Here is a 25,748-nt window from a genome sequence, read left to right as displayed (position 1 = left end):
GTTTTTAATCCCTGAGCGAGAGACTAGCGCAGGCGGGCAGCGAGGGGGTTGCGTTGTGCGATGCGCGGGTGAGGCTGTTTGAATTGAAATTTCGCACCGAAGCGGAATCGCGAAATTTCTAGCCTCACTTTGCCGCGGGTTGTGAATTGCGGAAGAAGGCGGACAAGTCGCTGGCGAATTGCACCGCCTCTGCGGGTTCCTCGTACATCATGTGGCCGCCGCGATAGCAGTGCGCCGTGATCCGCTCCGCCAGGGCGGCGGGAAAATCGGCGGCGGCCTGCCGGTTGGCGGCGCAGCCGTTGAGCGAATCGTAAAGGCCGGTCGCCACCAGGACCCGCAGGGCAGGCGCCTTCTCCAGAGCGCGCTGGACCCAGGGCTGCGATGCGCTGGGCGGGCCTTCGCCGGCCATGGCGCGGGCGAGCGATTCTTTGGTGATGGGCGATTGGTCGTATTGCCAGTCGTTGCCTACCGGCAGCTCCGGAATGTCGATCCCGGCGTATTGGCCCTGCCGATAGCCCAGCGTCTGGCGGTAGAAGGCCAGGATTGCGGCATCGCCGGTCTTGTCGTCGGCCGGCGGCGCGGTGCGGCGCATGTCGAAGATGCCCAGCGTCTTGCCCTCCGATGCCAGCAGCCTGGTGCGGAAGTCCCGCGGCGATACCCAGAGCGTCTTCGCGTCGATCGCGGCCGGTGCAAGCCCGGTATAGCGCGCCAGGCCGGCTACCACGCGGGCGCGGTCGCCGGGGGCATCGGGATGGGCCAGGGCGGGATACCAGACTTCCCGCGCCCATTGCTCGGCAGCGGCAAGGGTCCTGGCCGGCTTTGCCGCCAGCGCCGGGTCGAGCTTGCCGAGGGCCAGCGCCGTTGCCGTGCGATTGGGCAGGGTCAGCGCGCGCATCAGCGCCCGGTCGCGTTCCGCGCCCATCGGTATCCCCCCGGAAACGAGCGCGATCCCGGCGACCGGCTGGCCCGCGTCGATCAGGGCTTCCGCCACGCCGGCCGCGCGCCAGGTGCCGAAACTTTCGCCGACGAGATAGACCGGCGCCTTCTCGCGCCCCCGGCTCTTGAGGAAGTTCAGGATGAACGCCGTCGTGGCGGAGAGGTCTCCGGTGGTCGAATAGAGGCTCTTGGCCGCACGTTCGGAAGCGGCCCGGCTGAAGCCCGTGCCGGCGGGATCGAGAAATACCAGGTCGGCCGCGGCCAGCGGGCTGCCGGGATTATCCGCCAGCGCCGCGCCCCTGAGCGTTCGCGGGCCGAGGGCATGGAACTGCAGCAGGCGCGAATCCGCGCCGGGCCCGCCGTTCCACACGAAGGCGATGGGCCGCGTTTCGGGGCTTGCGGCCTTTGCGAAGTAGGCAGTGTAGAACAAGTCGGCCTGCTTGCCGGTCTGGCGGTCGCCGATCTCCATGGTCCCGGCGCAGGCGGCATAGTCCATGCGGCCGAGCCGGGCCGAGGCACCGGATTCCGCAGGGGTGCAGACGCTGCCCGCCGGTTCGGCATGGGCCGGGATGCTGTTACCCAAGGCGGGGGTATTGGCCCCCAGTGTGGCGGCGATCAGGGCGGTGAAGATCCGTGCCGGGCGAGGCAGGCGGTTGGGCTTGGCAGGCATCTGGGACCTTTCACGGGGATCAGCTTCCCGCCGACCCTAGCCGAGTTGTGGAGGCAAGTTTATGCGCGAAGGGGGACGTCGCGCGATCACCTTCGGCACCCGCCCTTGACTGCCGATGCAGCAACGCCCGAAATGCGCAATTCTTATGCGCAAGCCTTTGCCTAGGATGCGTAAATGATCCAGCGATCCGATTCGCCCGCCGAAACCGCACTTTCCCGCCGCACCTTGCTGCGCGGCTCGGCGCTCCTGCCGCTGGCCCCGGCAATGGCGGGAGAGGCCCTTGCGGCCGCGCCTGCCGCGGCCGGTTCGCTTTCGCGGGCGGGCGACTTCGCGCCCATGGCCAAGGTCTACCTCGATTCCGGCACCATGCATCCGGTGCCTCTGCCGGCCAAGGCATCGGTGGACGCCTATTTCCGGACCCGCACGGAAATGCGCGAGTGGTCCAGCCACGATACCGAAGTCCGCATCAAGTCCGCCTTTGCCCGCCTCATCAACGCGGCCCCGGAAGATCTCGCGTTCGTCCAGAGCACGACCGCGGGAGAGCAATCGATCGTCGATGCGCTCGACCTGCCGGCCGCCAAAGGCAGCGTGGTGACTGATACGCTGCATTTCTTCGGCTCGTTCTGGCTTTACGACCAGCTTGGCAAGCAAGGCGTGGACGTGCGCTGGATCCGGCCGACGGACGGCCGGATCGATCCCGATGCCTACGAAAAGGCGATCGGTCCCGATACGAAGCTGGTCAGCCTCTCGCTCGTCTCCACTTACAACGGCTTCGAGCATGACCTGAAGCGCATTTGCGAGATCGCCCATGCCCGCGGCGCGCTGGTCTATGCCGACATCATCCATGCGGCGGGCACCGTGCCGATCGACGTCAGGGCCACCGGCGTCGATTTCGCGGCGACGGCCAGCTACAAGTGGCTCATGGGCGATTTCGGGCTGGGCTTCCTCTATGTCCGCCCGGACCGGCTGCCGCGCCTCAAGCGCAAGCGCTTCGGCTACTATCAGCTCGATGGCTTCAACCCGCACGTCTATCCCTACGACCAGCCCGGCGAGACCATCGCCGACATGACGCCGCGCAGCGACGTTGAAGGCCTGTTCGCCATGGGCACGCATTCGCACGCGGTGATGGCCCAGCTCGACTGGTCCCTGGCGAAGCTGCTGGAGCTGGGCGTGGACAATATCATGGCCCATCGCCAGCCCCTGCTGCGCCGCCTGCACGAGGCGCTGCCCGCCAAGGGTTACACGGTCGTCACGCCGCGCGACTGTCGCAGCCCCTTGCTCACATGCGTCCTGCCGGATGCACACAAGGCGCTGGCCGAGCCACTGAACCGGGCCGGGGTGGCGATCACGCTCAGCCGCAACCGGTTCCGCATCTGTCCTTCGTGGTTCAACACGATGGACGACATCGAACGCCTGATCGCCGCGCTGCCGGCTTCCTCCTGATCTGGAACCAGACCCCATGTCCGCCAAGAAGACCGTTTTCCTGCGTTCCAGCCTGCTAGCCCTGTCCGCGCTCCTGCCTGTGGCCGCGCTCCTGCCCGCGGGTCCGCTGCTGGCGCAGGACGAAAGCCTGCCGATGCCGCCGGTATTCCTCAAGGCCATGGAGCCGATGGTGGAGCGTCCTGCCGCCAGCGACAGGGTCGTGCTCACCCGCCACCAGGGGACCTTCGGCGGCCGAAAGCTGGGCTATGACGCGATCGTCACCGAAACGCCGGTGGCGAACGCCAAGGGGCAGACGGCGGCGGTGGTCGTCACTTACGCTTATGTCGCGCGCAATGCGGCCCATGCGAAGCACACCGGGGTGAGTGCGAAGCGGCCGGTGCTGTTCTTCTTCAATGGCGGCCCCGGCGCATCGTCCTCGCCGCTGCACCTCAACGCCTTCGGTCCGCGCCGGATCGTCGGCAAGGGCGATGCCGCGCGGCTGGACGACAATCCGCACAGCCTGCTCGACGTGGCCGACCTGGTGTTCATCGATCCGCCGGGCACCGGCGCCTCGATGCCGGTGAAGGGCGCCGACGCCACCAGCCTGTTCTCGGTCTCCGGCGATGCCGCCGCCGTGGCCGACGTGGTGCAGCGCTGGCGCCGGGCCAATGGCCGCACCGATGCGCCTTTCGCGATCGTGGGCGAAAGCTACGGCACCGCGCGGGCGCTGGCCATGCTCGATGCCGAAAGCAAGGCGAAGCTGCCGCTGCCCGACGGCGTGGCGCTGTTCTCGCTCTCGCTGGGCGACAACGACGGCCCCGTGATCTCCGACGTTTCGCTCCTGCCCACGCTCGCCGCGGTCGCCTGGTACCACCAGGCCGTCGACCGCAAGGGCAAGTCGGTGGCGGAGCACTTCGCCGAAGCCCGCGCCTTTGCGGAGAACGACTATGCCCGCGCCCTCATCGCCGGCGCGTCGCTGCCGGAGGCCGACCGGGCGAAAATCGCCGCACGCATCTCGGAACTGATCGGGATCCCCGCGGCGACGCTGGAAAAAGACGGGCTGCAGCTCGACCGGCAATCCTTCATGCTCGGCCTGCTTTCCGCCAAGGGCCTGCGCACCGGCCAGCTCGACGGCCGCGCGACGCGGGCCATTGCCGAATCCAACATGCACCCGCCCTTCGACGATCCTTCCATGACGCTGGGCGGGGAGACCGGCCATCTGATCGCCGATTACATCGGCAAGGACCTGGGCTATCCCTTGCCGAGCGCCTATCGCACGCTCAACCTGGGCATCAACTTCAAGTGGGACTGGGGCCGCGGCGAAGTCTATCGCACCGTGCGCTTCGCGCCCTTCCTGGCCAGGGCCATGGCCGACAAGCCGGACATGAAGCTGATGACGGTGGGCGGTTACTACGACATCACAACGCCGGTCGCGGCGGGGCAGTTCGCGCTCGACCATGCCGGGATCGGGCCGGATCGCCGCACCTCGAAGACTTATGCGGCGGGCCATTCGGTGTTCGAGGACGAAGGCGAACTGACTCGTTTTGCCGCGGACATGCGTGCCTGGGCCGGAACGCTGGGCCGCTGAACGTCCGGATGTGCCGGGCCGGGTGCGCTGAAGCGCCACACCGCGCCCGGCGCAGCGGATATCGTCAGAGCCCGAGTTCGCTGAGGCCGCGGTGCCCGTCCGGACGGCGCCCGAGCGGCCAGTGGAACAGGCGGTCGGCCGCGGCGATGGGGGCATCGTTGATGCAGGCCAGGCGCCTGCGCATCAGGCCATCGGCGTCGAACTCCCAGTTCTCGTTGCCATAGGAGCGGAACCAGTCGCCCCTGTCGTCGTGCCATTCGTAAGCGAAGCGCACGGCGATGCGGTTTTCGCGGAAGGCCCAGAGTTCCTTGATCAGCCGGTAGTCGCGCTCGCGCTGCCATTTGGCGGTGAGGAAAGCGACGATGGCCGGCCGTCCGTTCAGGAATTCGGCGCGATTGCGCCATGCGCTGTCAGGCGTATAGGCCAGCGCGACCCGGGCGGGGTCGCGGCTGTTCCAGCCATCCTCGGCCAGGCGTACTTTCTCGGCCGCGCTTTCGGCAGTGAACGGCGGCAGCGGCGGGCGCGGGTTTTCCATCATGCGTGTCCTTCTTCCAGGCGGCTGCGCAGGGCTGCGTTCTCCGCCTCCAGTTCGGCCATCCGCTCGTGAAACGGGCGGACCGCCTGTTCGATTTCCCGCTCGGTGAAGCGGGGCGTGATGTGCTGGGGGCAGTTCCAGTCGAACGCCGCCAGCCGCAACCGGAAGATCCGCTCCGGCCGCGCCTTGTAGCCGGGGTCCATGACGAGATCGGTCAGCGCCGCATCGGCGTCAAGCGAGAGCTTCTCGACATGGGCATAGATCTTCAGCCGCATGCGGCGCGGATAGTCCATCAGGATCAGGCAGGCCCGGTCGTTCGCGGCCAGGTTGCCGGTGCTGATGTACTGGCGGTTGCCGCGATAGTCGGCGAAGGCCAGCGTCCGTTCGTCCACCAGCTTGAGGAAGCCGGCGGGGCCGCCGCGATGCTGGACATAGGGCCAGCCATCCTCGGATACGGACCCCATGTAGAAGCTGTCGCGCGCGGCGATGAAGGCCGCCTCGTTCGCGGTGAAGCGGTCGAATTCGCGGTCTCCCTCGAAGTGGGCCCATTGCCGGTCGGCGCCCATTTCCGCCTGGGCCGCGCGAACGCTGGGCGTCATGGCGATATCCAGAAATCCGTAGGACATGGTCCATCTCCAAAGCGATGATGGGTGGGACAGGGTGCCGGGCGGGTGCCCGGCCCCTTGCGGCCCGGATCAGCGGGTCGCCACCTCACGGTCGAGGAAGCTGCGGATGAGCGGCGCCATCTCGTCCAGCTTGTCCTCGAGGGCGAAGTGCCCGGTGTCGAGGATGTGCATTTCGGCCTGGGGCAGATCGCGCAAGTAGGGATGAGCGCCGGATTCGGGGAAGATCGTGTCGTTCTTGCCCCAGACGATCAGCGTCGGCGGCCTGCGTTCGCGGAAGAACTGCTGGAACGCGGGATAGAGCGGCACATTGGTGCGGTAGTCGTAGAACAGGTCGAGCTGGATCTCGCGGTTGCCCGGCCGGTCGAGCAGGGCCTGGTCGTGGACCCAGTTGTCCGGGCTGATGCGGGTGACGTCGCGGACGCCGTCGGTGTACTGGAAGCGGGTGGCTTCGGGCGTCACCAGCCAGGCCTGCGCCTCGCGGTCCTCGGCCGATCCGCTCTGCCAGTAGGTCTTGATCGGGTCCCAGAACGCGCCGAGCCCCTCGTCATAGGCATTGCCGTTCTGCACGATCAGTCCGGTGACGCGCTCGGGGTGCTTCAGCGCCAGCCGGTAGCCCACGGGCGCCCCGTAATCCATGACATACATGGCATAGCGCGCGGCGCCGATCTGCTCCAGCAAGGCGTCGACCAGGTCGGCATAGTGGGCGAAGCTGTAGTCGAAGGCGGTGTGGTCCGGTGCGTCGCTCTGGCCGAAGCCGGGATAGTCCGGCGCGATCACGCGGTAGCCGTCCGCCAGTAGCGGGATCAGGTTGCGGAACATGTGCGAAGAGGTGGGGAAGCCGTGGAGCAGAAGCACCACCGGAGCGTCCGCCGGGCCGGCTTCGCGATAGGCCATCGTCAGGCCTTCGACCGTGGCGGTGCGGTAGTGGATGGCGGCGGAGGCCGCATTGTCGGAGGCGGCGGAGGCCGCATTGTCGGAGGCGGCGGAGGCCGCATTGTGGGCGGCGGCTTGGAACGTCTGGGGGAGCGGAGCGGGGATCAGGGGCTTGGTCATGTCTTCCACTTTCGTGAGAGCGGCCGAGCGAGCTGCGTCAGCCTCTGATGGAAGAAGTAGTTCTTATGCCCGATCTCGATAATCGGGTGTCTGCGGAAATCATTGTTCCTGTTTGAGGAATAATGGCCCCATCACTGCAACAAGCCGTTGCCGCGCAGGCGCTGGACGGCCAAGTCCACGAAAGCCCGCACTTTGGCGGTGGCATGCCGCCCCTCGGCATGGACGACGTGGATCGGCATCGGGCTTTCGGCATGATCGTCCAGCACGGACTGCAGGCGCCCCGCCGCCAGCGCCGGGCCGACCTGGTAGGACAGCACGCGGGTGATGCCCCAGCCCTGCTCGGCGGCGGCGATGGCGGCCTGGTTGGTATTGCACAGCAGCCGCGGGTGCACGGTCACGCGGGTCCGTCCGTCCGGGCCGAAGTGCCACTCCGGGGAGACCCAGGCGCCGGTCGGCACGATCACGCGGTGATCCGCGAGATCGGCTGGGGAGCGAGGCACGCCGTGCCGCTCGAAATAGGAAGGCGCGCCGCAGATCGTCCGCCGCACCCAGCCCACGCGCGTGGCGCTGAGGCCCGAGGCGGGGAGATGCCCGATCCGCACGGCGACATCGATCCCTTCCTCGACGATGTTGACGCCCCGGTCCACGAAGAGGCTGCGGCCGGTGACGCTTGGGAACATGTCGAGATATTCCAGCAGGATCGGCAGGACGTGCATCTGCCCGAACATGATCGGCCCGGTGACGATGAGCGTGCCGGTGGGATTGCCGTGCGATCCCGCCGCGGAAGCCTCCGCTTCGGCGATGTCGGCCAGGATGCGGCGGCAATCCTCGAAATAGCGCTGGCCGGCTTCGGTCATCTTCACCGATCGCGTCGTTCGCGCCAGCAGCCTGACCCCGATGTCCTCTTCCAGGCCCGACACCGCCCGCGTGACGGCCGGCGGGCTGAGATGCATCTGCCGGGCCGCCTCGACGAAACTCGCCGTTTCCGCCACCCGGACGAAGATCCTCATGGCTTGCCACCGGTCCAATTCCACATCCTTCAGCCATGCAACGCTGGGCGGACGATGCGCGGAACAGGGCCTGCCGGTCAACGCCTTGCGGCCTTCAGCCGATGTGTGCCGCTTGCATGGGCCGGTTTAATGCTATAGCCAATAGCTAAATCTTTGGGAGAATCCACGCCATGAAGTTCGAGCGCATCAATCCGCTGACCGGCGACGTCGCCTCCAGCGCAGAGGCCATGACGGCCGAACAGATGCCTGCGATCGCCGCCCGGGCCGGCGCTGCGCAGCCTGCCTGGGGCGCGCTGGGGCCGAATGCGCGCCGCGCGGTGCTGCTGCGGGCCGCCGATGCGCTGGAAGCGCGCAAGGAGGCGTTCGTCGATGCCATGATGGGCGAGATCGGCGCGACCGCGGGCTGGGCCATGTTCAACCTGACGCTGGCCGCCGGGATCGTGCGCGAGGCGGCCGCGCTGACCACCCAGATCACCGGCGAGATCATCCCCTCGGACAAGCCGGGCTGCCTGGCCATGGCGATCCGCGAGCCGGTGGGCGTGATTCTGGGCATTGCGCCGTGGAACGCCCCGATCATCCTGGGCGTGCGCGCGATCGCCGTGCCGCTGGCCTGCGGCAATGCCGTGATCCTCAAGGCCAGCGAGCAATGCCCGCGCACCCATGCCCTGATCATCGAGGCTTTCGCCGAGGCCGGCTTCCCCGAGGGCGTGGTCAACGTCGTCACCAATGCCCCGGCCCAGGCGGCCGAAGTGGTGGGCGCGCTGATCGATGCGCCCGCCGTGAAGCGCATCAACTTCACCGGCTCCACCGCGGTCGGCAAGATCATCGCCAAGCGCGCGGCCGAGCATCTCAAGCCCTGCCTGCTCGAACTGGGCGGCAAGGCGCCGTTCGTTGTGCTGCACGACGCCGACCTGGATGAGGCGGTCAAGGCCGCGGCATTCGGCGCCTTCATGAACCAGGGCCAGATCTGCATGTCGACCGAGCGGATCATCGTGGTCGATGTGGTGGCGGACGCCTTTGCGGAGAAGTTCGCCGCGAAAGTCTCCACCATGGCCACGGGCGACCCGCGCGAGGGCAAGACCCCGCTCGGCGCCGTGGTGGACCGCAAGACCGTGGACCACGTCAATGCGCTGATCGCCGATGCCGCCGACAAGGGCGCGCGCATCCTCACGGGCGGCGCGGCGGACAGCGTGCTCATGCCCGCGACCGTGGTGGACGGCGTGACTTCGGCGATGAACCTCTACCGCGACGAGAGCTTCGGCCCGGTCGTCGCCATGATCCGCGCGCGGGACGAGGACCACGCCGTCGAACTGGCCAACGACACCGAATACGGCCTTTCCGCCGCTGTCTTCACCCGCGACACCGCGCGCGGGCTGGGCGTCGCGCGGCGCATCCGATCCGGCATCTGCCACGTCAACGGCCCGACCGTGCATGACGAGGCGCAGATGCCCTTCGGCGGCGTCGGCGCCTCGGGCTATGGGCGCTTCGGCGGCCGGCAGGGCCTGGACAGCTTCACCGAGACCCGCTGGATCACGGTGGAAACGCAGCCGGGCCACTACCCGATCTGACGGAACCGAGAGCGGGGCAACCCGCTCTCCACTTCGGCGGCGCGCCCGCCGCCTATCGCCAGATGGCGTTGAGCGCGGGGAGCAAGTGGTCGCGGTGCTCGGCGGGCACGCGGTCCAGCAGCTTCTGCTCGAACGCCTCGATCACTTCACCGAGTTCCGTGACTTTTGCCGCCCCTTCGGGCGTAAGCATGATCGCCAGCGACTTGCCGTCCAGCGGCTCGCGGCGGATCCAGCCGGCCGCTTCCAGCCGGTTCAGCAGCGGCACCATGTTGGCGCGCTGGATGTCCAGCGTCTTGCCGATCTGGCTGCTGGTGAGGTCCGAACGGTCCTGGACCAGCAGCAGCACGGCAGCCTCGGTGATGCGGAAACCGCGATCGCCCAGCAGGTCGCCCAGTTCGCCCATCACGGCATTGGCGGCGCGGCGCAGCGCATAGCCCGGCAGTTGCCCCAGAAGATCGGTCATGGTCCCTCGTTGTTTATGCTATTGACGATAGCAATCGTGTTGCTATGCATGACAGCAATCAAGGAAAGAGGATAGCCATGCAAGACCGCGCTGAAACCGATACCGTTTCCTACACCGTCGAAAACCGCATCGCCTGGGTCTCGTTCAATCGCCCCGAGAAGCGCAATTGCATGAGCCCCAGCCTCAACCGGCGCATGAAGGAAGTGCTTGACGAGCTGGAATTCCGCGACGACGTGGGCGTCCTGGTCCTGACCGGAGAGGGCACCGCCTTCTCGGCCGGCATGGACCTCAAGGAATACTTCCGCGAAAACGAAGAGAAGGGCCTCGGCCATGTCCGCAAGGCCCAACGCGAAGCCTATGGCTGGTGGGAACGCCTGCGCTGGTACGAGAAGCCGACGATCGCGATGGTCAACGGCTGGTGCTTCGGCGGCGCTTACGGCCCGCTGTTCGGCTGCGACCTGGCGGTTGCCGCGGAAGACGCGCAGTTCGGCCTGTCCGAAATCAACTGGGGCATCCTGCCCGGCGGCGGCGCCAGCAAGATCATCGTCGAGCTGACCGGCTTCCGCAACGCCATGTACCACGCCATGATGGGCGAGAACATCGATGGCCGGAAGGCCGCCGAATGGGGCCTCGTCAACGAAGCGGTGCCGGCGGAGAAGCTGAAGGCACGCGTGACCGAAGTGGCCACGGTCCTGCTCGGCAAGAACCCCGTGGCCCTGCGCGGCACCAAGTGGGCGATCCGCCGGGTGAGCGAGATGACCTTCGACAATTCGATGGACTATCTCGTGCGCACGCAGGAAGCGGCGAACTTCTTCGATGGCGAGGGGCGCAAGGAAGCCACTCGTCAATTCATCGACGACAAGACGTACAAGCCCGGTCTCGGCGCCTACGATTTGAACAAGGCGCGCTGAGCGCCAGGCCCTGGGAGAGGCAGCGATGAACGAAAGAACCCTGCCGAGGGACGCGATCGCGCGTCTGCTGCGGCCGCGCTCGGTCGCGGTGGTGGGTGCAAGCGACAAGCCCGGGGCGCTCGGCGCCTCGGTGCTGGGCAATCTCGACCGCAACGCGTTCGCGGGGGCGGTCTATCCCATCAACCCCAAGCGCGAGACGATCGGTTTCCGCACCTGCCTTCCTTCCGTGGAGGCTCTGCCCGAAGGCGTCGACGTGGCGGTCCTGGCGATCCCGCAGGCGGGCGTGGTGGACGCCGTGCGCGGTCTGGCCGCACGCGGCTGCGGCGGCGCGATCATCTTCTCGGCAGGCTTTGCCGAGGGCGGTGAAGAGGGCAAGGCGCAGCAGGCGGAAATCGCCCGCATCGCCGCCGAGCACGGCATGGTGATCGAGGGGCCGAACTGCCTGGGCCTGGTCAACCATGTAGACGGCATACCGCTGACCTTCGTGGAGACCGATACGGTCGCCCCGGCGGGCCGCCGCGCGGTGGCGGTGGTGTCGCAATCGGGCGCGATGGCGGCCGTGCTCTGCACCACCTTCCAGGCGCGCGACCTGGCGATCAGCTATTCGGTTTCGACCGGCAACGAGGCCGCCAGCGGCGTCGAGGACTATGTCGACTGGCTGGTCGAGGATGACGACACCCAGGTCATCGCCATGATCGTGGAGCAGTTCCGCCGTCCCGCGCGTTTCCTGGCCGCGGCGCGCCGTGCCCGCGCGGCAGGCAAGCAGGTGGTGCTGCTGCACCCCGGCAAGTCCAGCGCTGCGCGTGAATCCGCCGCGACTCATACCGGGGCCATGGCGGGCGACTACAAGCTGATGCGCCGCAAGGTGGAGCGGGCCGGCGTGGTCTTCGCAGAAACGCTGGAAGAGCTGGGCGATATCTCCGAAGTGCTCCTGCGCGCGCCCGCGCTGGCGCAGGCGGAGCTGGCGGTGCTGGGCGAATCCGGCGCCTTCAAGGCGCTGACGCTCGATCTGGCGGAGGAGCTGGGCATTGCCCTTGCGCCACTGGGCGATGCGGATTCCCCGGCCCTGCGCGCCGCGCTGCCGCCTTTCGTGCCGGTCAGCAATCCACTCGACATCACGGCGCAGGGGTTGAGCCAGCCGGAGATATACACCCATACGCTGGCCGCTCTGCTGGACGATCCGCGCGTCGGCGGCGTGGTGGCAGGGATCATCCAGACCGATCCCGTGACGTGCGCCATCAAGGTGCCCGCGATCCTGGCCGCGCTGGAAGGCCGCACGATCGACAAGCCGCTGGTCTTCGCCGGACTGGACGAAGGCGCCCCGATCCCACCCGAGCATATCGCCGCGCTGCGGGCGCGGGGCATCCCCTGCTTCCCCAGCAACGAGCGGGCCTTCCGCGCGCTCGCGCGGCTGGGGGCGCTGGCGGCGCGCGACCTCAAGGCGGCAGAGACGGCCCCGATGCCGGTGCCGGGTCTGCGCGATCGCGAGGGCGTGATCGCCGAGTACCGCGCGAAGGAACTGCTGGCGCCGCTCGGCTTCGCGTTCCCGGCAGGGCGCTTCGCGGACAGCGCCGAGGCTGCCGTCTCGGCTGCCGATGCGGTGGGCTATCCGGTGGCGATGAAGGCCCAGGCGGCGGCGCTGGGGCACAAGAGCGACGCGGGCGGGGTGATCCTGGGGCTGGCGGATGCCGATGCGGTGGCCCAGGCCTGGACGCGCATCCATGCCAATGTCGGCGCCTACGATGCCGCGCTGGTGCTGGACGGCGTTCTCATCGAGAAGATGGGCGCACGCGGGCTGGAGATGATAGTCGGCGGTCGCAACGATCCCGAATGGGGTCCGGTGGTCCTGGCCGGGTTCGGCGGCGTGACGGCGGAAATCCTGCAGGACGTGCGCCTGTTCACGCCCGACATGACGCAGGAGCAGATCGCGGCGGAGCTGATGCAGCTTGAAAGCGCGCCGCTGCTGGCCGGCTATCGCGGATCGCCGGCGCTCGATGTACCGGCGCTGGCGCGGCTGGTAGCGCAAGTGGGCGCGATCCTGGCGGCAGAGCCCTCGCTGGCCGAGATCGACCTCAACCCGGTGATCCTGCATCCCGTCGGGCAGGGCGCGGTGGCGCTGGATGCGCTGATGCTCGTCAGTCCCGCCTGACGGGTCGAACAATCATCCGGTTCCGGCGAAGCGGCAGCAAAGCCTCCGCGCCGGAACCGGATCGCCCGGCGCTCGTTCCCCGGGCATGCTCCATCACGTTTCCCTCGGCACGTCCGACCTCGCCCGCGCCCGCGCCTTCTATGACCCGGTCATGCGCGAGCTGGGGCTGTCGCGGACCCTGGATGTCGATGAGGCGGTCGGCTACGGGGCGGGGATCACCGTGTTCAGCCTCAACCTCCCGGCAGACGGCGGCGCGGCGACGCCGGGCAACGGCGTCCATATCGCTTTCGAAGTGGAAGCGCGCGCGTCGGTGGAGGCGTTCTTCCGCGTGGCGATCGCCAGCGGCGGCAGCGCCGACGGGGCACCCGGACTGAGGCCGGAGTACGACCCTCACTACTATGCCGCCTTCGTGCGCGATCCCGACGGCAACAAGATCGAGGCGCTCACTTTCGCGGCGGCCTAGAGGCTTTCCCCGGGAACCGCGGCACCAGCATGCCCACGCGCAGCCGATAGCTCTCGTAGTCGTGGCCGAACAGATGCACCAGGTCGCGCTCCTCGTAGCGGATGGCGATCAGGATATAGGCCGAGATTCCCAGCGCCAGCAGCAGGTGGCCGCCGGTCATGGTCGGCGCGGCCCAGAAGGCCAGGAAGAAGCCCGAATAGAGCGGATGGCGCACGACGCGGTAGAACAGCGGCTGGCGCATGCGCGGGGCGGCGGGCGTTCTTCCGCGCGCGTGGCGGATGACCTGGCTCAGGCCGAAGAGTTCGAAGTGATCGATAAGGAACGTGCTCGTCAGCACGATCACCCAGCCCGCGGCGAACAGCGCCCAGACCAGCGCGCGGGGCGTCGGGCCGGAAAGATCCCAGACGATCGCGGGGATGGGGCGCCACAACAGGAACAGCACGATCAGCGCGAGGCTGGCAAAGAGCACGTATGTGCTGCGCTCGATCGGGGGCGGGACGATCCGGGTCCATCGCCGCTTGAAGCCCTGCCGCGCCATCACGCTGTGCTGGAGGCCGAACAGCGCGATCAGCGCCAGGTCGAGCACCACTGCCGCCGCGAGAGGAGCGCCCGGTCCGCGGTCCACCGTGAAGGGAAGACCCGGAACATTGCCGAGGAAGCCGATCAGATAGAGGAAGGTCGCCAGGAACAGTCCGTAGACGACCAGGGCGTAGACCAGAAAAGCTGCCTTGTGCATGGCGAGGTCCCAACGTCAGGGGCCAGCACCATGGCCCGGCAACAGGGCCCATCGTCAGGGTAACGGACCCTTTCTGCGCAGGCCGACGCTTGCAGGCCGGGCCTACGCGTGCAGGGCGGATTAGATCACTTCTGCGCGTGGAACTCAATATGTCCGAGGGGCCGAAAAGCGGGAGAGATGCGTTCCGGCCCCTTGCGGGCCTCAGCCGCCGCAGGCGTTCATCGGCATCGAGACATAGTCCAGCTTCACATCGGAGATGGCGATGGCGAACGGTCCGGTGGCGGACAGCACCAGCGGCGCGGTGAGGGCGTGCATGTCGGCGCCGCGGCTGGCGAAGCATTGCAGCGGGATGGCGAACGTGGTCCAGGTGCCCGGCGCCGCCTTGGCCAGCGTCTGCGTGAGCGGGACGCCCACCGTCTTGCCGCCGCTCTCCATGCCCAGCGTGACCGGGCCGGTGGGCTTGCCGTCCAGCCGGTACTGGATCACCAGGCTGATCTCTCCGTTGCTCTCGCGCGAGAGGTCGATGGGGCGGGGCGCGACGATGGCGACGCGGCCTGTTGCCGTGCCGCTTCCCGCCTTGCCGCCCGGCTCTCCCCAAGTGAACAGGCGGGCATCTTCCTGCGCGCGCCGGTCCACGCCGGTTTCCTTGACCAGCTGCGTGTCGAACTGCCAGCCCGGAGGAGTCCGCCCGGTGCCGTAGAACGTGCCGGGAGTCGCCTCGGTCATGCCTGCGGGGCGGGTTTCGTCCAGCTTGCCCACTTTGCCGGGGCGGGCATAGGAAAGGCCGTAGCCGAACGCGAACAGGGGATCGTAGCCCGGATCGCGGCGGTTCAGCACATATTGGTCGGGGCGCTTGGGCCAGGAGAAGCTGAGTTTGCCCTTGAAGTCGTGAGCGACCGCGCCGTCGGCCCTGGCGAACAGCACGTCGGCCACGCCGCCGCCCTCGCTGCCCGGCAGGAACGCCGCGACGAAGGCGTCCGAGGCGTTCAGCTCCGCATTCACCCATAGCGGCCGGCCGGACAGGAACACGGCAACGACCGGAATGCCCGCCGCCTTGAGGCGCTTCAGCATCGCCAGGTCCGGCTTGTCTCCGGGGCTGTATTCCAGGTTGGGAATGTCGCCCTTGAACTCGGCATAAGGGGTTTCGCCGAAGACCACGATCGCGGCGTCGGGCTTCTTCGCGAATGTGCCGTCCGGCGCGTAAGTCGCGGTGCCACCTGCAGCCTTCACGGTGTCCTCGATACCCTTCCAGATGGTGGTGGCATTGGGGAACGCGGAGTTGGGCAGGTCCGCGCCCTGCCAGGTGATCGACCAGCCGCCGGCCTGCTGGCTCACGCTGTCGGCGGCCTTGCCCGCCACCAGGATATTGGCGTTGGGCTTCAGCGGCAGCACGCCCTCGTTCTTGAGCAGGACCAGCGATTCCTGCACCGCCTGCCGCGCAATGGCCTTGTGGGCGGCGCTGGCGATCACGTCGAACTTGCCGGCCGCCACGCGGGACGAGGGGCGGCCGCGCTCGAACGTACCCGCGCGCAGCTTCACGCGCAGGATGCGGCGCACGGCATCGTCCAGGCGGGCCATGGGAATGGTGCCGTCCTTCGCCTCGCGCAGGGTATTGTCGTAAAGCTGCTTCCAGCCCGGCCCGGAATACATGAACATGTCCAGCCCGGCGTTGATCGCCTGGGGGCAATCCTCGTTGGTGCAGCCTTCGACCTGCCCATGGCTGTTCCAGTCGCCCACCACGAAGCCGTCGAAGCCCATGCGGTCCTTCAGCACGCCGGTGAGGAGCGACTTGTTGCCGCTCATCTTTTCGCCGTTCCAGCTGGAGAAGCTGGCCATGACCGACTGGGTGCCGGCCTCGATCGCGGCGGGATAGCCGCCGAGATGGACGTCACGCAGGACCTGTTCGGAAATCCGCGTGTCGCCCTGGTCCCGGCCGCCGGTGCCGCCGTCGCCCAAGAAATGCTTGGTGGTGGCGATCAGGTGGTTGGGAGCGAGGAAGTCCTTGGTACCGACTTTGCCTTGCACGCCTTCGATCATGGCGCCGGCATAGTCCGCCGCGATCTCCGGCTCTTCGCCATAGCTTTCGTACGTGCGGCCCCAGCGGTCGTCCTGCACGACGGCGAGCGTGGGCGCGAACGTCCAGTCGAGCCCGGCCGCCGCCGTTTCCAGCGCGGTCACTTCACCGATCTTGCGGATGAGATCGCGGTCCCTGGCGGCGCCAAGGCCGATGTTGTGCGGGAAAAGCGTGGCGCCGACGATGTTGTTGTTGCCGTGGACCGAATCCGTGCCCCAGATGATGGGAACCTTCGGACGAGAATCGCTGCGGGTCATCGAGGCATCGTAGAACTCGTCCGCCAGCTTCAGCCACTTGGCGGGCGAGGCATATTCGTCGTCATAAGGGCCGCTGTTGCCGCCGTTCAGCACCGAACCGATCTTGTAGGTGACGACGTCCGCGGGCTTGATCGAGCCGATGTCGACCTGGATGATCTGGCCGACCTTGTCTTCCAGGGACATCGCCTGGATCAGCGCATCGACGCGCTTTTCCACTTTGGGATCGCGCTTCGGCTGGGCGTTCACCTTGGGCCAGATCGCCGGATTGGCCACTGGGGAGGCTGCCTGAGCGGCGGCCTGAGGAGACGCAGATTGCGCGCCCGCCGCTCCGGTCAGCGCCAGGGCGAGGATCGACAGGGAAGCGGCTGGGAAACGGCGGGTCATGAGGTCTCCTGTGAGGGCGGGCGTCAGGATGGGGCTGTGGCGGCGCGCCGGCGGGAAGCCGGTGCCGCCGCCGGGGGTGTCAGGGCTTGGTCGTCACGGCCTGGCGGTCACCCGGTCGAGATTGGCGGCACCTTCGAGAGCGGCGTCACCGGCGAAGTGGCCGATGCGCAGGCGATAGGCGCCGGCATCGACGATCCAGCCGGGCGCGGCGTTGTCGAAACGGGCGATCACGCGCGGGTCGACGGTCAGCGAGACGTGGCGGGTCTCGCCGGGCTTGAGCCAGACCTTCTCGAACCCGGCCAGGCGATAGGCGCTCGTGCCTGCGGCGCTCTTCGCCTCGACATAGAGCTGCGGCACGTCGGCGCCTTCGCGCTTGCCGCTGTTGGTCACGTCGAAGGCGACGGTCAGCCTGGCGCCGCCGGACACCTTGAGGTTGGCGTAGCGGAAGCTGGTGTAGGTAAGGCCGAAGCCGAAGGGGAACAGCGGCTTTTCGTTCTTCGCGGCATACCAGCGGTAGCCGACATCGGCGCCCTCCGGGTAATCGACCGGGAAGGAGGCGACGCCGCCGCTCATGCCGTAGACGGTCTTGTCCCCGGCGCTGCGCCGCGCTTCGGCGGCGTGGAGTTCGGCCAGGCCGAGCGGCTGCGGGCGCGGGGCCTGATCGATGCCGACCGGGAACGTCATCGGCAGGCGGCCCGAAGGATCGACCGCGCCGAACAGGATATTGGCGATCGCCTCGCCCCCGCGCTGGCCGGGATACCAGGCCTGGAGAATGGCGGGTACGCGGCTGACCCAAGGCATGAGCACCGGGCCGCCGGCCTCGACCACCACCAGCGTCTTCTTGTTGGCGCCGGCGACGGCCTCGATCAGCGCGTCCTGGTTGTCGGGCAGGGCCATGCTCTCGGGGTCCTGCGCCTCGGTGCGCCAGGCCCAGGCGAAGACGAGCGCCATGTCCGCGCCCTTCGCCGCGGCGGCTGCCGCCTTGGGGTCGCTGCCGTCGACATACGTGACGCTGGCGCCCGGCGCGAGGGCCTGGATCGCTTTCAGCGGCGAGGAGGCATGCCAGGTGATCCGCGCGAAAGAGGCGGCGGCACCCTTGGTCAGGGGGATTTCGACCGGCGCGCCACCTACGGAGCGGACCTGCGAGGACCCGCCGCCCGAAAGCACGCCCACGTCCGCATGGGCGCCGATCAGCACAATCTTCTTCGCGGTCCTGGCGAGAGGCAGCAGGTCGCCCTGGTTCTTGAGCAGGACGATGCCTTCCTCGGCCGCGCGCTGGGCGACTTCGGCGTGAGCCGCATAGTCGATCTGCTGGGCGCTTTCGGGAACGGGATTGTCCATCAAGCCGCTGTCGATCACGCCGAACAGGATGCGGCGGACCATGTCGTCAAGGCGGGCCATCGGGATGCGCCCGGCCGTCACCGCTTCGGCGAACTTGGCGTCGAAGAACATCTGGTCGTCCAGTTCCTGGCCGGAATCCTGGTCGAGACCGTTGATCGCCGCCTTCTCGGTGGAATGGACCGCGCCCCAGTCGGACATGACCCAGCCCTTGTAGGCCCAGTCCTGCTTCAATACCTTGTTCAGCAGCCAGTCGTTCTCGCAGGCATAGTCGCCATTGACCTTGTTATAGGCGCACATGACGGAGGCGGGATTGCCGCTCTCGATGCCAAGCTGGAAGGCCAGCAGGTCGCTCTCGCGCAGTTCGGCGGTGCCGATCCGGGCATCGAGCACGGTGCGGCCGGTTTCCTGCGAGTTGAGCGCGAAGTGCTTGATGGTGGAGACGATGTGGTTGCTCTGCACGCCCTTGATGTGCTGGCCCACCATGACGCCGGCGAGCAGCGGGTCTTCGCCGAGATACTCGAAATTGCGGCCGTTCCAGGGGTCGCGGGTCAGGTTGACGCCGCCGGCCAGCAGCACGTTGAAGGTCTTGGCGCGGGCTTCGGCGCCGATCATCGCGCCGCCTTCATAAGCGAGCTTCGGGTTGAACGTGGCGGCGGTGGCGATGCTGGCCGGGAGCGCGGTGGCGACGTCGCCCTTGCGCTGCTCGATCTGGTTGGCAACGCCGAGACTGGCGTCGCTCTCCCGCAGGGTCGGGATGCCCAGGCGCGGAATGCCGGGAATATGGCCGGCAGAGGGGATCATCGCGATGGGCACCGCCGGCTTGGCCAGGGGCGGGAAGAAGCCGTGGACCAGCTGCAGCTTCTCTTCCAGCGTCATCTGCTTGACGAGGGCATCGGCGCGGGCCTGGGAGGACGGGGAGGTCGCGGCGGAAGCGGAGGCCCCAGCGCTCTGGGCAGGCGCGCTCCGGACAGGCGCGTTTTGAGCCAGCGCCGGTGCGCTCAGGCTGGCGCCGGCCATGAGGCCGGCGATCAGGGCAGTCTTGGTGGCAGAAATCATCGGAAAACCTTAATGGGCTGGGGGGCCGAGCGAGCGTGATAATGGTCGAGAAGGGCGCGGTGGTCCGGCAGGGCACCGCGGGCGCCGGCATGGGCGCTGCGGACGCGGGAGAAGACATCGCGCGCGGCGGCGCCACCGGGATAGCGGGCCGCTCCGCCGGAAAGGCTGGTTTCGAAGCCCATGCCGTAGAGGATGTAGTGGTAGCTTGGCGGCAGGAAGGTCTCGAGATCCACCACGAAGTCGAAGCGCGAGGGTGGGCGGTGGCGCCACTGCGCCAGCATGTCCTGCAAGGCTTCGGGGATGGAGGCCGGATCGGCATTGTCGCGCCAATAGGCGGTGTCGGTGCGCCGGGTGATGCAGTAGTGCAGCTTGAGGAAATGGACGATGCGCTCGAAGCGGGCCGCCATCAGCCGGTTGAAGCTGCGCGCGGCGGCGTCGCGGGCGGCGCGGCCGCCGGGAACGAGGAATTCGCCGATCATCTTGAGCGCGGCCTCGATCAGCATGATGCCGGTCGATTCCAGCGGCTCGAAGAAGCCGGCGGAAAGGCCCACGGCCACGCAGTTGCCGATCCACTGGGTCTCGCGGTAGCCGGTTTCGAAGCGCAGCTGGCGCGGGGTCAGGCTGTCGCCTTCGTTGCCGACATAGCGGCGCAGGGTCGCTTCCGCCTCTTCGTCCGAGCAATGGCGGCTGGAGTAGACATAGCCGATGCCGCGCCGTTCGCTGAGGCCGATGTCCCAGGTCCAGCCCGCCTCGTGCGCGGTGGCCAGAGTATAGGGCCGCACCGGCGCGCCGGGTTCGGCATAGGGCACCTGCATGGCCAGGGCGCGGTCGTTGAACAGGCTGCCGGCGCAGGAGGTGAAGCCCGCTCCCAGCGTCTGGCCGATCAGCAGCGAGCGGAAGCCCGAGCAATCCAGGAAGAAGTCGCCTTCCACGCGGCGGCCATCGGCCAGCACGAGCGCGGCGATATCGCCGTCGTCCGCACGCTCCACGGTGGCGACGGTTCCTTCGATGCGGTCGACACCGGCGGCGACGGATATGTCGCGCAAGTAATCGGCGAAGCGGGCCGCGTCGAAGTGGTAGGCATAGTTCATCGGGCCGGAGAAGTCGGGGTCTTCGACCCGCTTGGGACCGCGTCCGGCGCGGATCACCTGTTCCTGCACGGTGACGGCATCGGCCCAGGGCAGGCGCTGGCCGCTGTCATCGGCGATCCAGTGCGGCAGCAGCGCTTCGTCCTCGCCGCCCACGGGCAGGTTGAACGGATGGAAATAGCTGTCGGTGCCGGTGGCCCAGCCGTCGAACAGCACACCCTGCTTGAAGGTGGCGTCGGCACGGACCAGGAATTCCGCCTCGCTGATCCCCAGGCCCGCCAGTGTCGTGCGGATCGTGGGAAAAGTCCCTTCCCCCACGCCGATGATGCCGATCTCGCTGGATTCGACCAGCGTGACGTTCGGCAGCTTCAACGTGCGGGAAAGGTAGGCGGCGGCCAGCCAACCGGCCGTACCGCCGCCCAGGATGACGACGCGACCGGAGGAGGGATAGTCGGTCGTCATGTTCTTTCCTTTCAGCTCGCTATCAGAAGTTCGCGCTGGCGCGCACACCCCAGGTCCGCGGCGGCTGCAGGTTCGAGAGGAACACCGGATCGTAGCGCGGCGCGCCGAAGGCACCGGCACCGGTACGGATATGCCCGTTCTCGATGTTCTGGACGAAGGCTTCGACCGAGTACCTGCCGTCTGCCGGGCTGAACCGGAGCGAGGCGTCGGAACGGAAGTAGGCCTTCTGCTTGTCCCACGACGTGCCGTTGGTGCCGCGGTCGGGCATGTTGTCGGCCGGATCGTTGACGTTCACGAACGGATTGGCGTCGCCGTTGAAGTAGCTCAGCCAGCTCTTGGTTTCGTAATGGGTGGTGAAGCGCGGGGTGATCCGGGCTCCGCTCGCCAGTTCGAAATCATGCTCGTAGCTCAGCGTGGCCGAGAAGCGCGGCGCGTGGGCCAGTTCGTTGCCCTGCAGCTGCACGATGGAGGACGCCTTGCCACCGTCGTAGAGACGGCCGTCGACGCTTTCCAGATCGTCCAGCTTGGTCTTCTGCAGCGTAGCCGAGAAGTTCAGGCGGTCGTTGGCGGTGAAGGCGGCATTCATTTCCGCTTCCAGGCCGTAAGCCTTCGCGCCCTTGGCGTTCTGGGTCACGATCTGGCTGCGCACCACGTTGCCGGCATCGTCGCGGAAGGTGACGGCCTGGTTGACCTGGTATCCCTTGAAGTCGGAATAATAGGCCGCCAGGTTGAGCGTCACGGCCCGGTCGAGCAGGCGGGTCTTGAGGCCGACTTCGTAGTTGGTCAGGGTTTCCGGATCGGTCAGACCGGCATTGTCCTGGATGTTGCCCGACTTGAAGCCGGTGGAGATGCTGGCATAGCCCAGCGTGTCCTCGGCAAGATCGGCATCGACGCGGGCGAGGTAGGTCAGCTTGTCCCACTTGCCCTTCACGTCGTTGTTCGAGATCGAGAAGCCGGGCAGCAGGGCCACCAGTTCCGCGGCCGAAGCATCGGGATAGGCGCCGAAGATGCCGGTGGTGCAGGCGCCGCCGGGTGCCTTGTCGGCATCGGTGCAGCCGTCGCCCGAGAACGTGACGTTACGGCCGCCGATGTCCTGCTTCTTGTCCGAGGTGTAGCGCAGGCCGCCGGTCAGGCGCAGCCAGTCGGTGGCGTGCCACACGGTCTGGCCGAACACGGCGCGGCTGTCGATCTGGCGATTGGCCTGGATGAAGCTGCCCGCCCAGCTGAACGTACCGTCGCGGTAGCCGTTGCGCTGGTCGATGTCGAAGCGGATCTTGTTCTTCTCGTGGCTGTAGTAAGCGCCCAGGATCCAGTCGAGTTCGTTCTCGCCGCTCGACTTGAGCTGGAGTTCGTGGCTCTGGAAGTCATAGCGCGACGACAGCGTGGCGTTCTCGTTGAAGGCGCCGAGCGGCAGGTCGTTGCCGTCCGCATCCACCTGGCCGGTCGGGGGCAGGGCGCCCGCATCGGCATCGGTGCGGGTGCTGCCGCCGATGCGCGACCAGCCGGCGATGTAGCTGAGCTGGACGCCGTCCGTGATGTCGTAGTTCATCGTGCTGCGCACGGCGACCGAATAGCGGTCGGTGCTGGGCGCGGTGTCGCTCAGGGTGGACCAGCGCTTGGTGCCCGCGCGCGGGGTCTGGAGCAGGCCGATAACCGGCGCGCCGTTGTCGAGGAAGCCTTCCGCCGACAGGTTCCAGCTGAACTTCTCGCTCGGCTGCCAGAGCATCGAGACGCGGCCCGACTGCTGGTCGGCGGCATAGTACTTCTTGCCCGAAGTGACGAAGGCCGACTTGTTGATGCCGGCGATGTCAGGCGCGGCCTGGTAGTCGGCATAGCCGTCGTGGCGGTCGCTGACGAAAGCGACGCGGAAGGCCAGGGTGTCGGTGACGGGGATGTTGATCGCACCGCGCACGCCGAGACGGTCGTAGTTGCCGGCGGTCACTTCGACATTGCCGCTGAACTCACCGAGCTTGGGCTTGGCCGAGATCAGGCTGAGCGCGCCGACGGTGGCGTTGCGGCCAAACAGCGTGCCCTGCGGGCCGCGCAGCACTTCCACGCGTTCCATGTCGTACATCAGTACCGAGGCGCCCTGCGAGCGCGGCGAATAGATGCCGTCGATATAGATGGCGACTTCGGGGTCGGCCACTTCGGTATAGGCGCTGTCGTTGCCGATGCCGCGCAGGGTCAGCAGCACGGCCGACTGGTCGCCCTGCTGGTTGAACTGCAGCGAAGGCACGAAACGGGCCAGGTCGGTAACGTCCTTGACGCCGTTCTTGGTCAGCGTTTCCTGGCTGAAGGCCGAAATCGCGATCGGCGTCGACTGAAGAGTCGTTTCGCGGCGCGTGGCCGTGACGATGATGTCACCGTTGGAAGCAGCCGACGACGCCTGTTGCGCCGAATTCTGGGCAGGTGCTGCGGCATCCTGCGCGTGGGCTGCGGTGGAAATGGAAAATAGGCAAGCCGCGAGCGCTGTGCCCGCGACGAGATCGTGCCTCGTCATGTCATCCTCCCAGATGGTTTGTACCTTGTGAGCGGCTGATGGCCGCAATCTGACATCGATGTCAAGCGCATTTGAAAACGGTTCGGCAACGATTTGACATCGATGTCAGATTGTGGATTTCATGACACATCATTTCCGCGATCCGGCCCGTTTGCCTTCGCCTGCCGAGTGCCATAGATGTCCACCATGTCGCTTTCCCCCCCGATCAGCCGCACGTCCGAAGCGCAGGAATCGGTGACTCGCCGCCTGTTCTGGCTCTCCATCGGCGTGTTCTTCATCGGCGGGTTCCTGAGCGCTTCGGTCGGCCTCCTGGTGCCGCAGCTCAAGTCGGTGCTGGCGCTGGACTACAAGAGCGCGCTGCTGATCCAGCTGGCTTTCCACTCCAGCTACTTGCTGTTCGCCCTGCCGGCGGCGCTATCGGTGATTCGAATCGGATATATGCGGGCGATCGCGGCGGGACTGACCGTCATGGCGGCGGGCTGCCTGGCGCTGGTCCTCGCGCAGGGGATGCGGCAATTCCTGTTGGTGCTGGGAGCATTGCTGCTGCTTTCGGCCGGGCAGACGGTCCTGCAGATCGCGGCCAATACGGTGGTGACGGTGATCGGCCCGTCGCGGCGCTCGGCTTTCCGGCTCAACCTGCTGCAGGGTTTTAACTCCCTCGGCACCGTGCTTGGCCCGCTGGTGAGCGCGCCGTTCCTTCTGGCCGACATCGCCCCCGGCGCGCGCGTGGAGGTGACCGCGTCGATACCCTTCATCGCCATCGGGGCAGGGCTGGCGACGCTGGCCACGTTCTACATCGCGCACCGGGCATTGCTGGCCGACGCGCCGTCCGCCGCGGGCGACTATCTCCCGCGGGACTGGACCCGGCAGATCTTCGCCGTGCTCGGCGAGCGCCGGCTTCTCTGGGGTGTCTGTGCGATCTTCCTCTACGTGGGCGCGGAAGTGACGATCGGGACGCTGATGACGAACGTGCTGATGCTGCCGAACCGGCTGGCGCTGGAGCCGGTCAGTGCCGGGCGACTGGTCAGCCTCTACTGGGCGGGGGCCATGATCGGCCGTTTCGCCGGAGCCTGGCTGATGACCTGGATCGCCGAGGCCCGCTTGCTGGTCTACGCGGCCCTGGCGGCGATCATGCTGACGGTGGCCGCGGCCCTGCTGCCCGGCGCGGTTGGTGCCGGTGCCCTGATTGCTGTCGGTCTGTGCAACGCGATCATGTACCCGACCATCTACGCGCTCGCCATGCCGCGGGACAGCAGCAAGGCCCCGCTGGCCTCGATGTGGCTCTGCATGGCGGTGGTCGGCGGTGCGATCGTGCCGCTGCTTACCGGCATGGCGGCTGACGCGATCGGCCTGCTGCTGGCACTGCTGCTGCCGGCGGCCTGCTACGTGGGGATCGCCCTGTTCGCCGCCCTGTGCGTGCGCGGCGGGGAGGCAGCGTCTTGAGCATCGTCACGATCAAGGATGTCGCGGCCAAGGCCGGCGTCTCGCCCAAGACGGTGTCCCGCGTCATCAACGGCGAGGCCTATGTGCGGCCCGAGGTGCGGGAACTGGTGCAGAAAGTCGTGGCCGAACTCGACTATCGGCCCAATGCCTTTGCGCGCAGCCTGTCCAGCTCGCGTTCCTATTTGCTGGGCCTGTTCATCGACGATCCCGTCTCGGGCTATGCCACGGACGTTCAGCACGGAGCCTTGATCGGCTGCCGGCAGCGCAGCTACCACCTGGTGGTGGAGCCGGTCGATCTGACGGCGCCCGATTGGGAGGGCCAGGTTCGCGGCAGTATCGCGGCGCTGCGGCTCGACGGGGCGATCGTCGCCCCGCCGATCTGTGACGAAGCGGCGCTGATGGCCGTTTTCGCCGAGTCCGGCCTGCCCACCGTTCTTGTCGCGCCCAGCAGCGCCCCGCCGGCTTCGGGAACGGTGCGCATGGACGATCGCCGTGCAGCGCAGGAGATGACGGAATATCTGCTGGGCCTTGGCCATCGGCGGATCGGTTTCGTCCAGGGCCCGATCAGCCATAGCGCCTCGGCGCGGCGTGAAGAGGGCTTCCGCAAGGCCATGGCCGCGGCGGGCGTCACGGTCGATGAGGACTGCATCGTGCGCGGAGACTTCAGTTCGCGCACGGGCATGGAACTGGGTGAGCGCCTTCTGGCGCTGCCGGAACGCCCCACCGCGATATTCGCCTCGAACGACGACATGGCGCTCGGGGTGCTGATCACCGCGATGAAGCATGGCATTGCCGTGCCGGAAAGGCTCTCTGTCTGCGGCTTCGACGATGCGCCGTCTTCCCGGGCGGCCTGGCCGCAAGTCACGACCGTCCGCCAGCCCAAGGCGGAGATGGCGGCAGCGGCCGTCGATATTCTGGTGAACCCGCAGTTCCGGCAGAAAGCGGGGGACGAGCACGCGCATCTGATGCTGCCGCATGAACTCATCCTGCGTGGCAGCACGGGCCCGGCATAG

General features: G+C 67.6%; 19 protein-coding genes. 8 read left to right on the top strand and 11 right to left on the bottom strand.

Annotation, left to right across the window (positions count from 1 at the left end; all coding sequences use genetic code 11):
* Nucleotides 1-124 precede the first annotated feature (124 nt).
* Nucleotides 125-1,606 carry a peptidase S10 gene (locus EDF58_RS20290; protein ID WP_132268888.1) on the bottom strand — a complete coding sequence of 494 codons (1,482 nt, stop codon included), beginning with the start codon at nt 1,604-1,606 and terminating at the stop codon, nt 125-127.
* A 174-nt stretch (nt 1,607-1,780) separates the two neighbouring features.
* On the opposite strand from EDF58_RS20290, the gene EDF58_RS20285 reads away from it, so the two are divergent.
* On the top strand, nt 1,781-3,049 hold the full coding sequence (locus tag EDF58_RS20285) for an aminotransferase class V-fold PLP-dependent enzyme (protein WP_132268886.1): 1,269 nt from the start codon (nt 1,781-1,783) through the stop codon (nt 3,047-3,049).
* Between the two features lie 16 nt (nt 3,050-3,065).
* Entirely contained in the window at nt 3,066-4,616 is a 1,551-nt protein-coding gene (locus EDF58_RS20280) for a peptidase S10 (protein WP_132268885.1), read from the top strand.
* Nucleotides 4,617-4,680: 64 nt separating this feature from the next.
* Here EDF58_RS20280 and EDF58_RS20275 read toward each other — a convergent pair whose 3' ends face one another.
* The 4 genes from EDF58_RS20275 to EDF58_RS20260 form a co-directional block, all read right to left on the bottom strand.
* The gene (locus tag EDF58_RS20275; protein WP_132268883.1) at nt 4,681-5,151 is read right to left on the bottom strand and encodes a nuclear transport factor 2 family protein; all 471 of its coding nucleotides are present in this window, start codon (nt 5,149-5,151) and stop codon (nt 4,681-4,683) included.
* Nucleotides 5,151-5,777: a pyridoxamine 5'-phosphate oxidase family protein gene (locus EDF58_RS20270; RefSeq protein ID WP_132268881.1), complete on the bottom strand. Its 627-nt coding sequence runs from the start codon at nt 5,775-5,777 to the stop codon at nt 5,151-5,153. Before EDF58_RS20270 ends, EDF58_RS20275 begins: the two co-directional genes overlap by 1 nt.
* A gap of 69 nt (nt 5,778-5,846) precedes the next feature.
* Nucleotides 5,847-6,830: an alpha/beta hydrolase gene (locus EDF58_RS20265; RefSeq protein WP_132268880.1), complete on the bottom strand. Its 984-nt coding sequence runs from the start codon at nt 6,828-6,830 to the stop codon at nt 5,847-5,849.
* Between the two features lie 131 nt (nt 6,831-6,961).
* On the bottom strand, nt 6,962-7,840 hold the full coding sequence (locus EDF58_RS20260; RefSeq protein WP_243654398.1) for a LysR family transcriptional regulator: 879 nt from the start codon (nt 7,838-7,840) through the stop codon (nt 6,962-6,964).
* A gap of 170 nt (nt 7,841-8,010) precedes the next feature.
* Here EDF58_RS20260 and EDF58_RS20255 point away from each other — a divergent pair, with 170 nt between their 5' ends.
* Nucleotides 8,011-9,408, top strand: coding sequence for an aldehyde dehydrogenase (locus tag EDF58_RS20255; protein WP_132268876.1), 1,398 nt, complete (start codon nt 8,011-8,013; stop codon nt 9,406-9,408).
* Between the two features lie 52 nt (nt 9,409-9,460).
* Here EDF58_RS20255 and EDF58_RS20250 read toward each other — a convergent pair whose 3' ends face one another.
* A complete protein-coding gene (locus EDF58_RS20250; protein ID WP_132268875.1) occupies nt 9,461-9,871 on the bottom strand; it encodes a MarR family transcriptional regulator in 411 nt (136 codons plus the stop codon).
* Nucleotides 9,872-9,948: 77 nt separating this feature from the next.
* Here EDF58_RS20250 and EDF58_RS20245 point away from each other — a divergent pair, with 77 nt between their 5' ends.
* The 3 genes from EDF58_RS20245 (at nt 9,949) to EDF58_RS20235 (ending at nt 13,394) form a co-directional block, all read left to right on the top strand.
* Nucleotides 9,949-10,782 (top strand): p-hydroxycinnamoyl CoA hydratase/lyase, encoded by an 834-nt coding sequence (locus EDF58_RS20245; protein ID WP_132268873.1) that lies wholly within the window; start codon nt 9,949-9,951, stop codon nt 10,780-10,782.
* 25 nt (nt 10,783-10,807) lie between these two features.
* Nucleotides 10,808-12,931, top strand: a complete 2,124-nt coding sequence (locus tag EDF58_RS20240) for an acetate--CoA ligase family protein (RefSeq protein WP_132268872.1) — start codon at nt 10,808-10,810, stop codon at nt 12,929-12,931.
* Nucleotides 12,932-13,016: 85 nt separating this feature from the next.
* Nucleotides 13,017-13,394 carry a VOC family protein gene (locus tag EDF58_RS20235; RefSeq protein ID WP_132268870.1) on the top strand — a complete coding sequence of 126 codons (378 nt, stop codon included), beginning with the start codon at nt 13,017-13,019 and terminating at the stop codon, nt 13,392-13,394.
* Here the strand turns inward: EDF58_RS20235 and mddA are convergent.
* The 5 genes from mddA to EDF58_RS20210 all read right to left on the bottom strand — a co-directional run bounded on the left by mddA (nt 13,375) and on the right by EDF58_RS20210 (nt 23,292).
* A complete protein-coding gene (mddA, locus tag EDF58_RS20230) occupies nt 13,375-14,130 on the bottom strand; it encodes a methanethiol S-methyltransferase (protein ID WP_132268869.1) in 756 nt (251 codons plus the stop codon). The genes EDF58_RS20235 and mddA overlap by 20 nt on opposite strands.
* Before the next feature lie 201 nt (nt 14,131-14,331).
* Nucleotides 14,332-16,845 (bottom strand): exo 1,3/1,4-beta-D-glucan glucohydrolase, encoded by a 2,514-nt coding sequence (locus tag EDF58_RS20225; RefSeq protein ID WP_132268867.1) that lies wholly within the window; start codon nt 16,843-16,845, stop codon nt 14,332-14,334.
* A 93-nt stretch (nt 16,846-16,938) separates the two neighbouring features.
* Nucleotides 16,939-19,242 (bottom strand): glycoside hydrolase family 3 protein, encoded by a 2,304-nt coding sequence (locus EDF58_RS20220; protein WP_207913070.1) that lies wholly within the window; start codon nt 19,240-19,242, stop codon nt 16,939-16,941.
* Nucleotides 19,239-20,792, bottom strand: a complete 1,554-nt coding sequence (locus EDF58_RS20215) for a tryptophan halogenase family protein (protein WP_132268866.1) — start codon at nt 20,790-20,792, stop codon at nt 19,239-19,241. The genes EDF58_RS20220 and EDF58_RS20215 overlap by 4 nt, the downstream gene beginning before the upstream one ends.
* Before the next feature lie 22 nt (nt 20,793-20,814).
* Nucleotides 20,815-23,292 carry a TonB-dependent receptor gene (locus tag EDF58_RS20210; RefSeq protein WP_132268864.1) on the bottom strand — a complete coding sequence of 826 codons (2,478 nt, stop codon included), beginning with the start codon at nt 23,290-23,292 and terminating at the stop codon, nt 20,815-20,817.
* A 177-nt stretch (nt 23,293-23,469) separates the two neighbouring features.
* Between EDF58_RS20210 and EDF58_RS20205 the strand changes: the two genes are divergently transcribed.
* Together EDF58_RS20205 and EDF58_RS20200 are read left to right on the top strand one after the other, a co-directional pair.
* The gene (locus EDF58_RS20205) at nt 23,470-24,735 is read left to right on the top strand and encodes an MFS transporter (RefSeq protein ID WP_132268863.1); all 1,266 of its coding nucleotides are present in this window, start codon (nt 23,470-23,472) and stop codon (nt 24,733-24,735) included.
* A complete protein-coding gene (locus EDF58_RS20200) occupies nt 24,732-25,748 on the top strand; it encodes a LacI family DNA-binding transcriptional regulator (RefSeq protein ID WP_132268861.1) in 1,017 nt (338 codons plus the stop codon). Before EDF58_RS20205 ends, EDF58_RS20200 begins: the two co-directional genes overlap by 4 nt.

The organism is Novosphingobium sp. PhB57 (assembly GCF_004342985.1).
Lineage (GTDB): Bacteria > Pseudomonadota > Alphaproteobacteria > Sphingomonadales > Sphingomonadaceae > Novosphingobium.
This window is presented reverse-complemented; position numbering and strand designations above follow the sequence as displayed.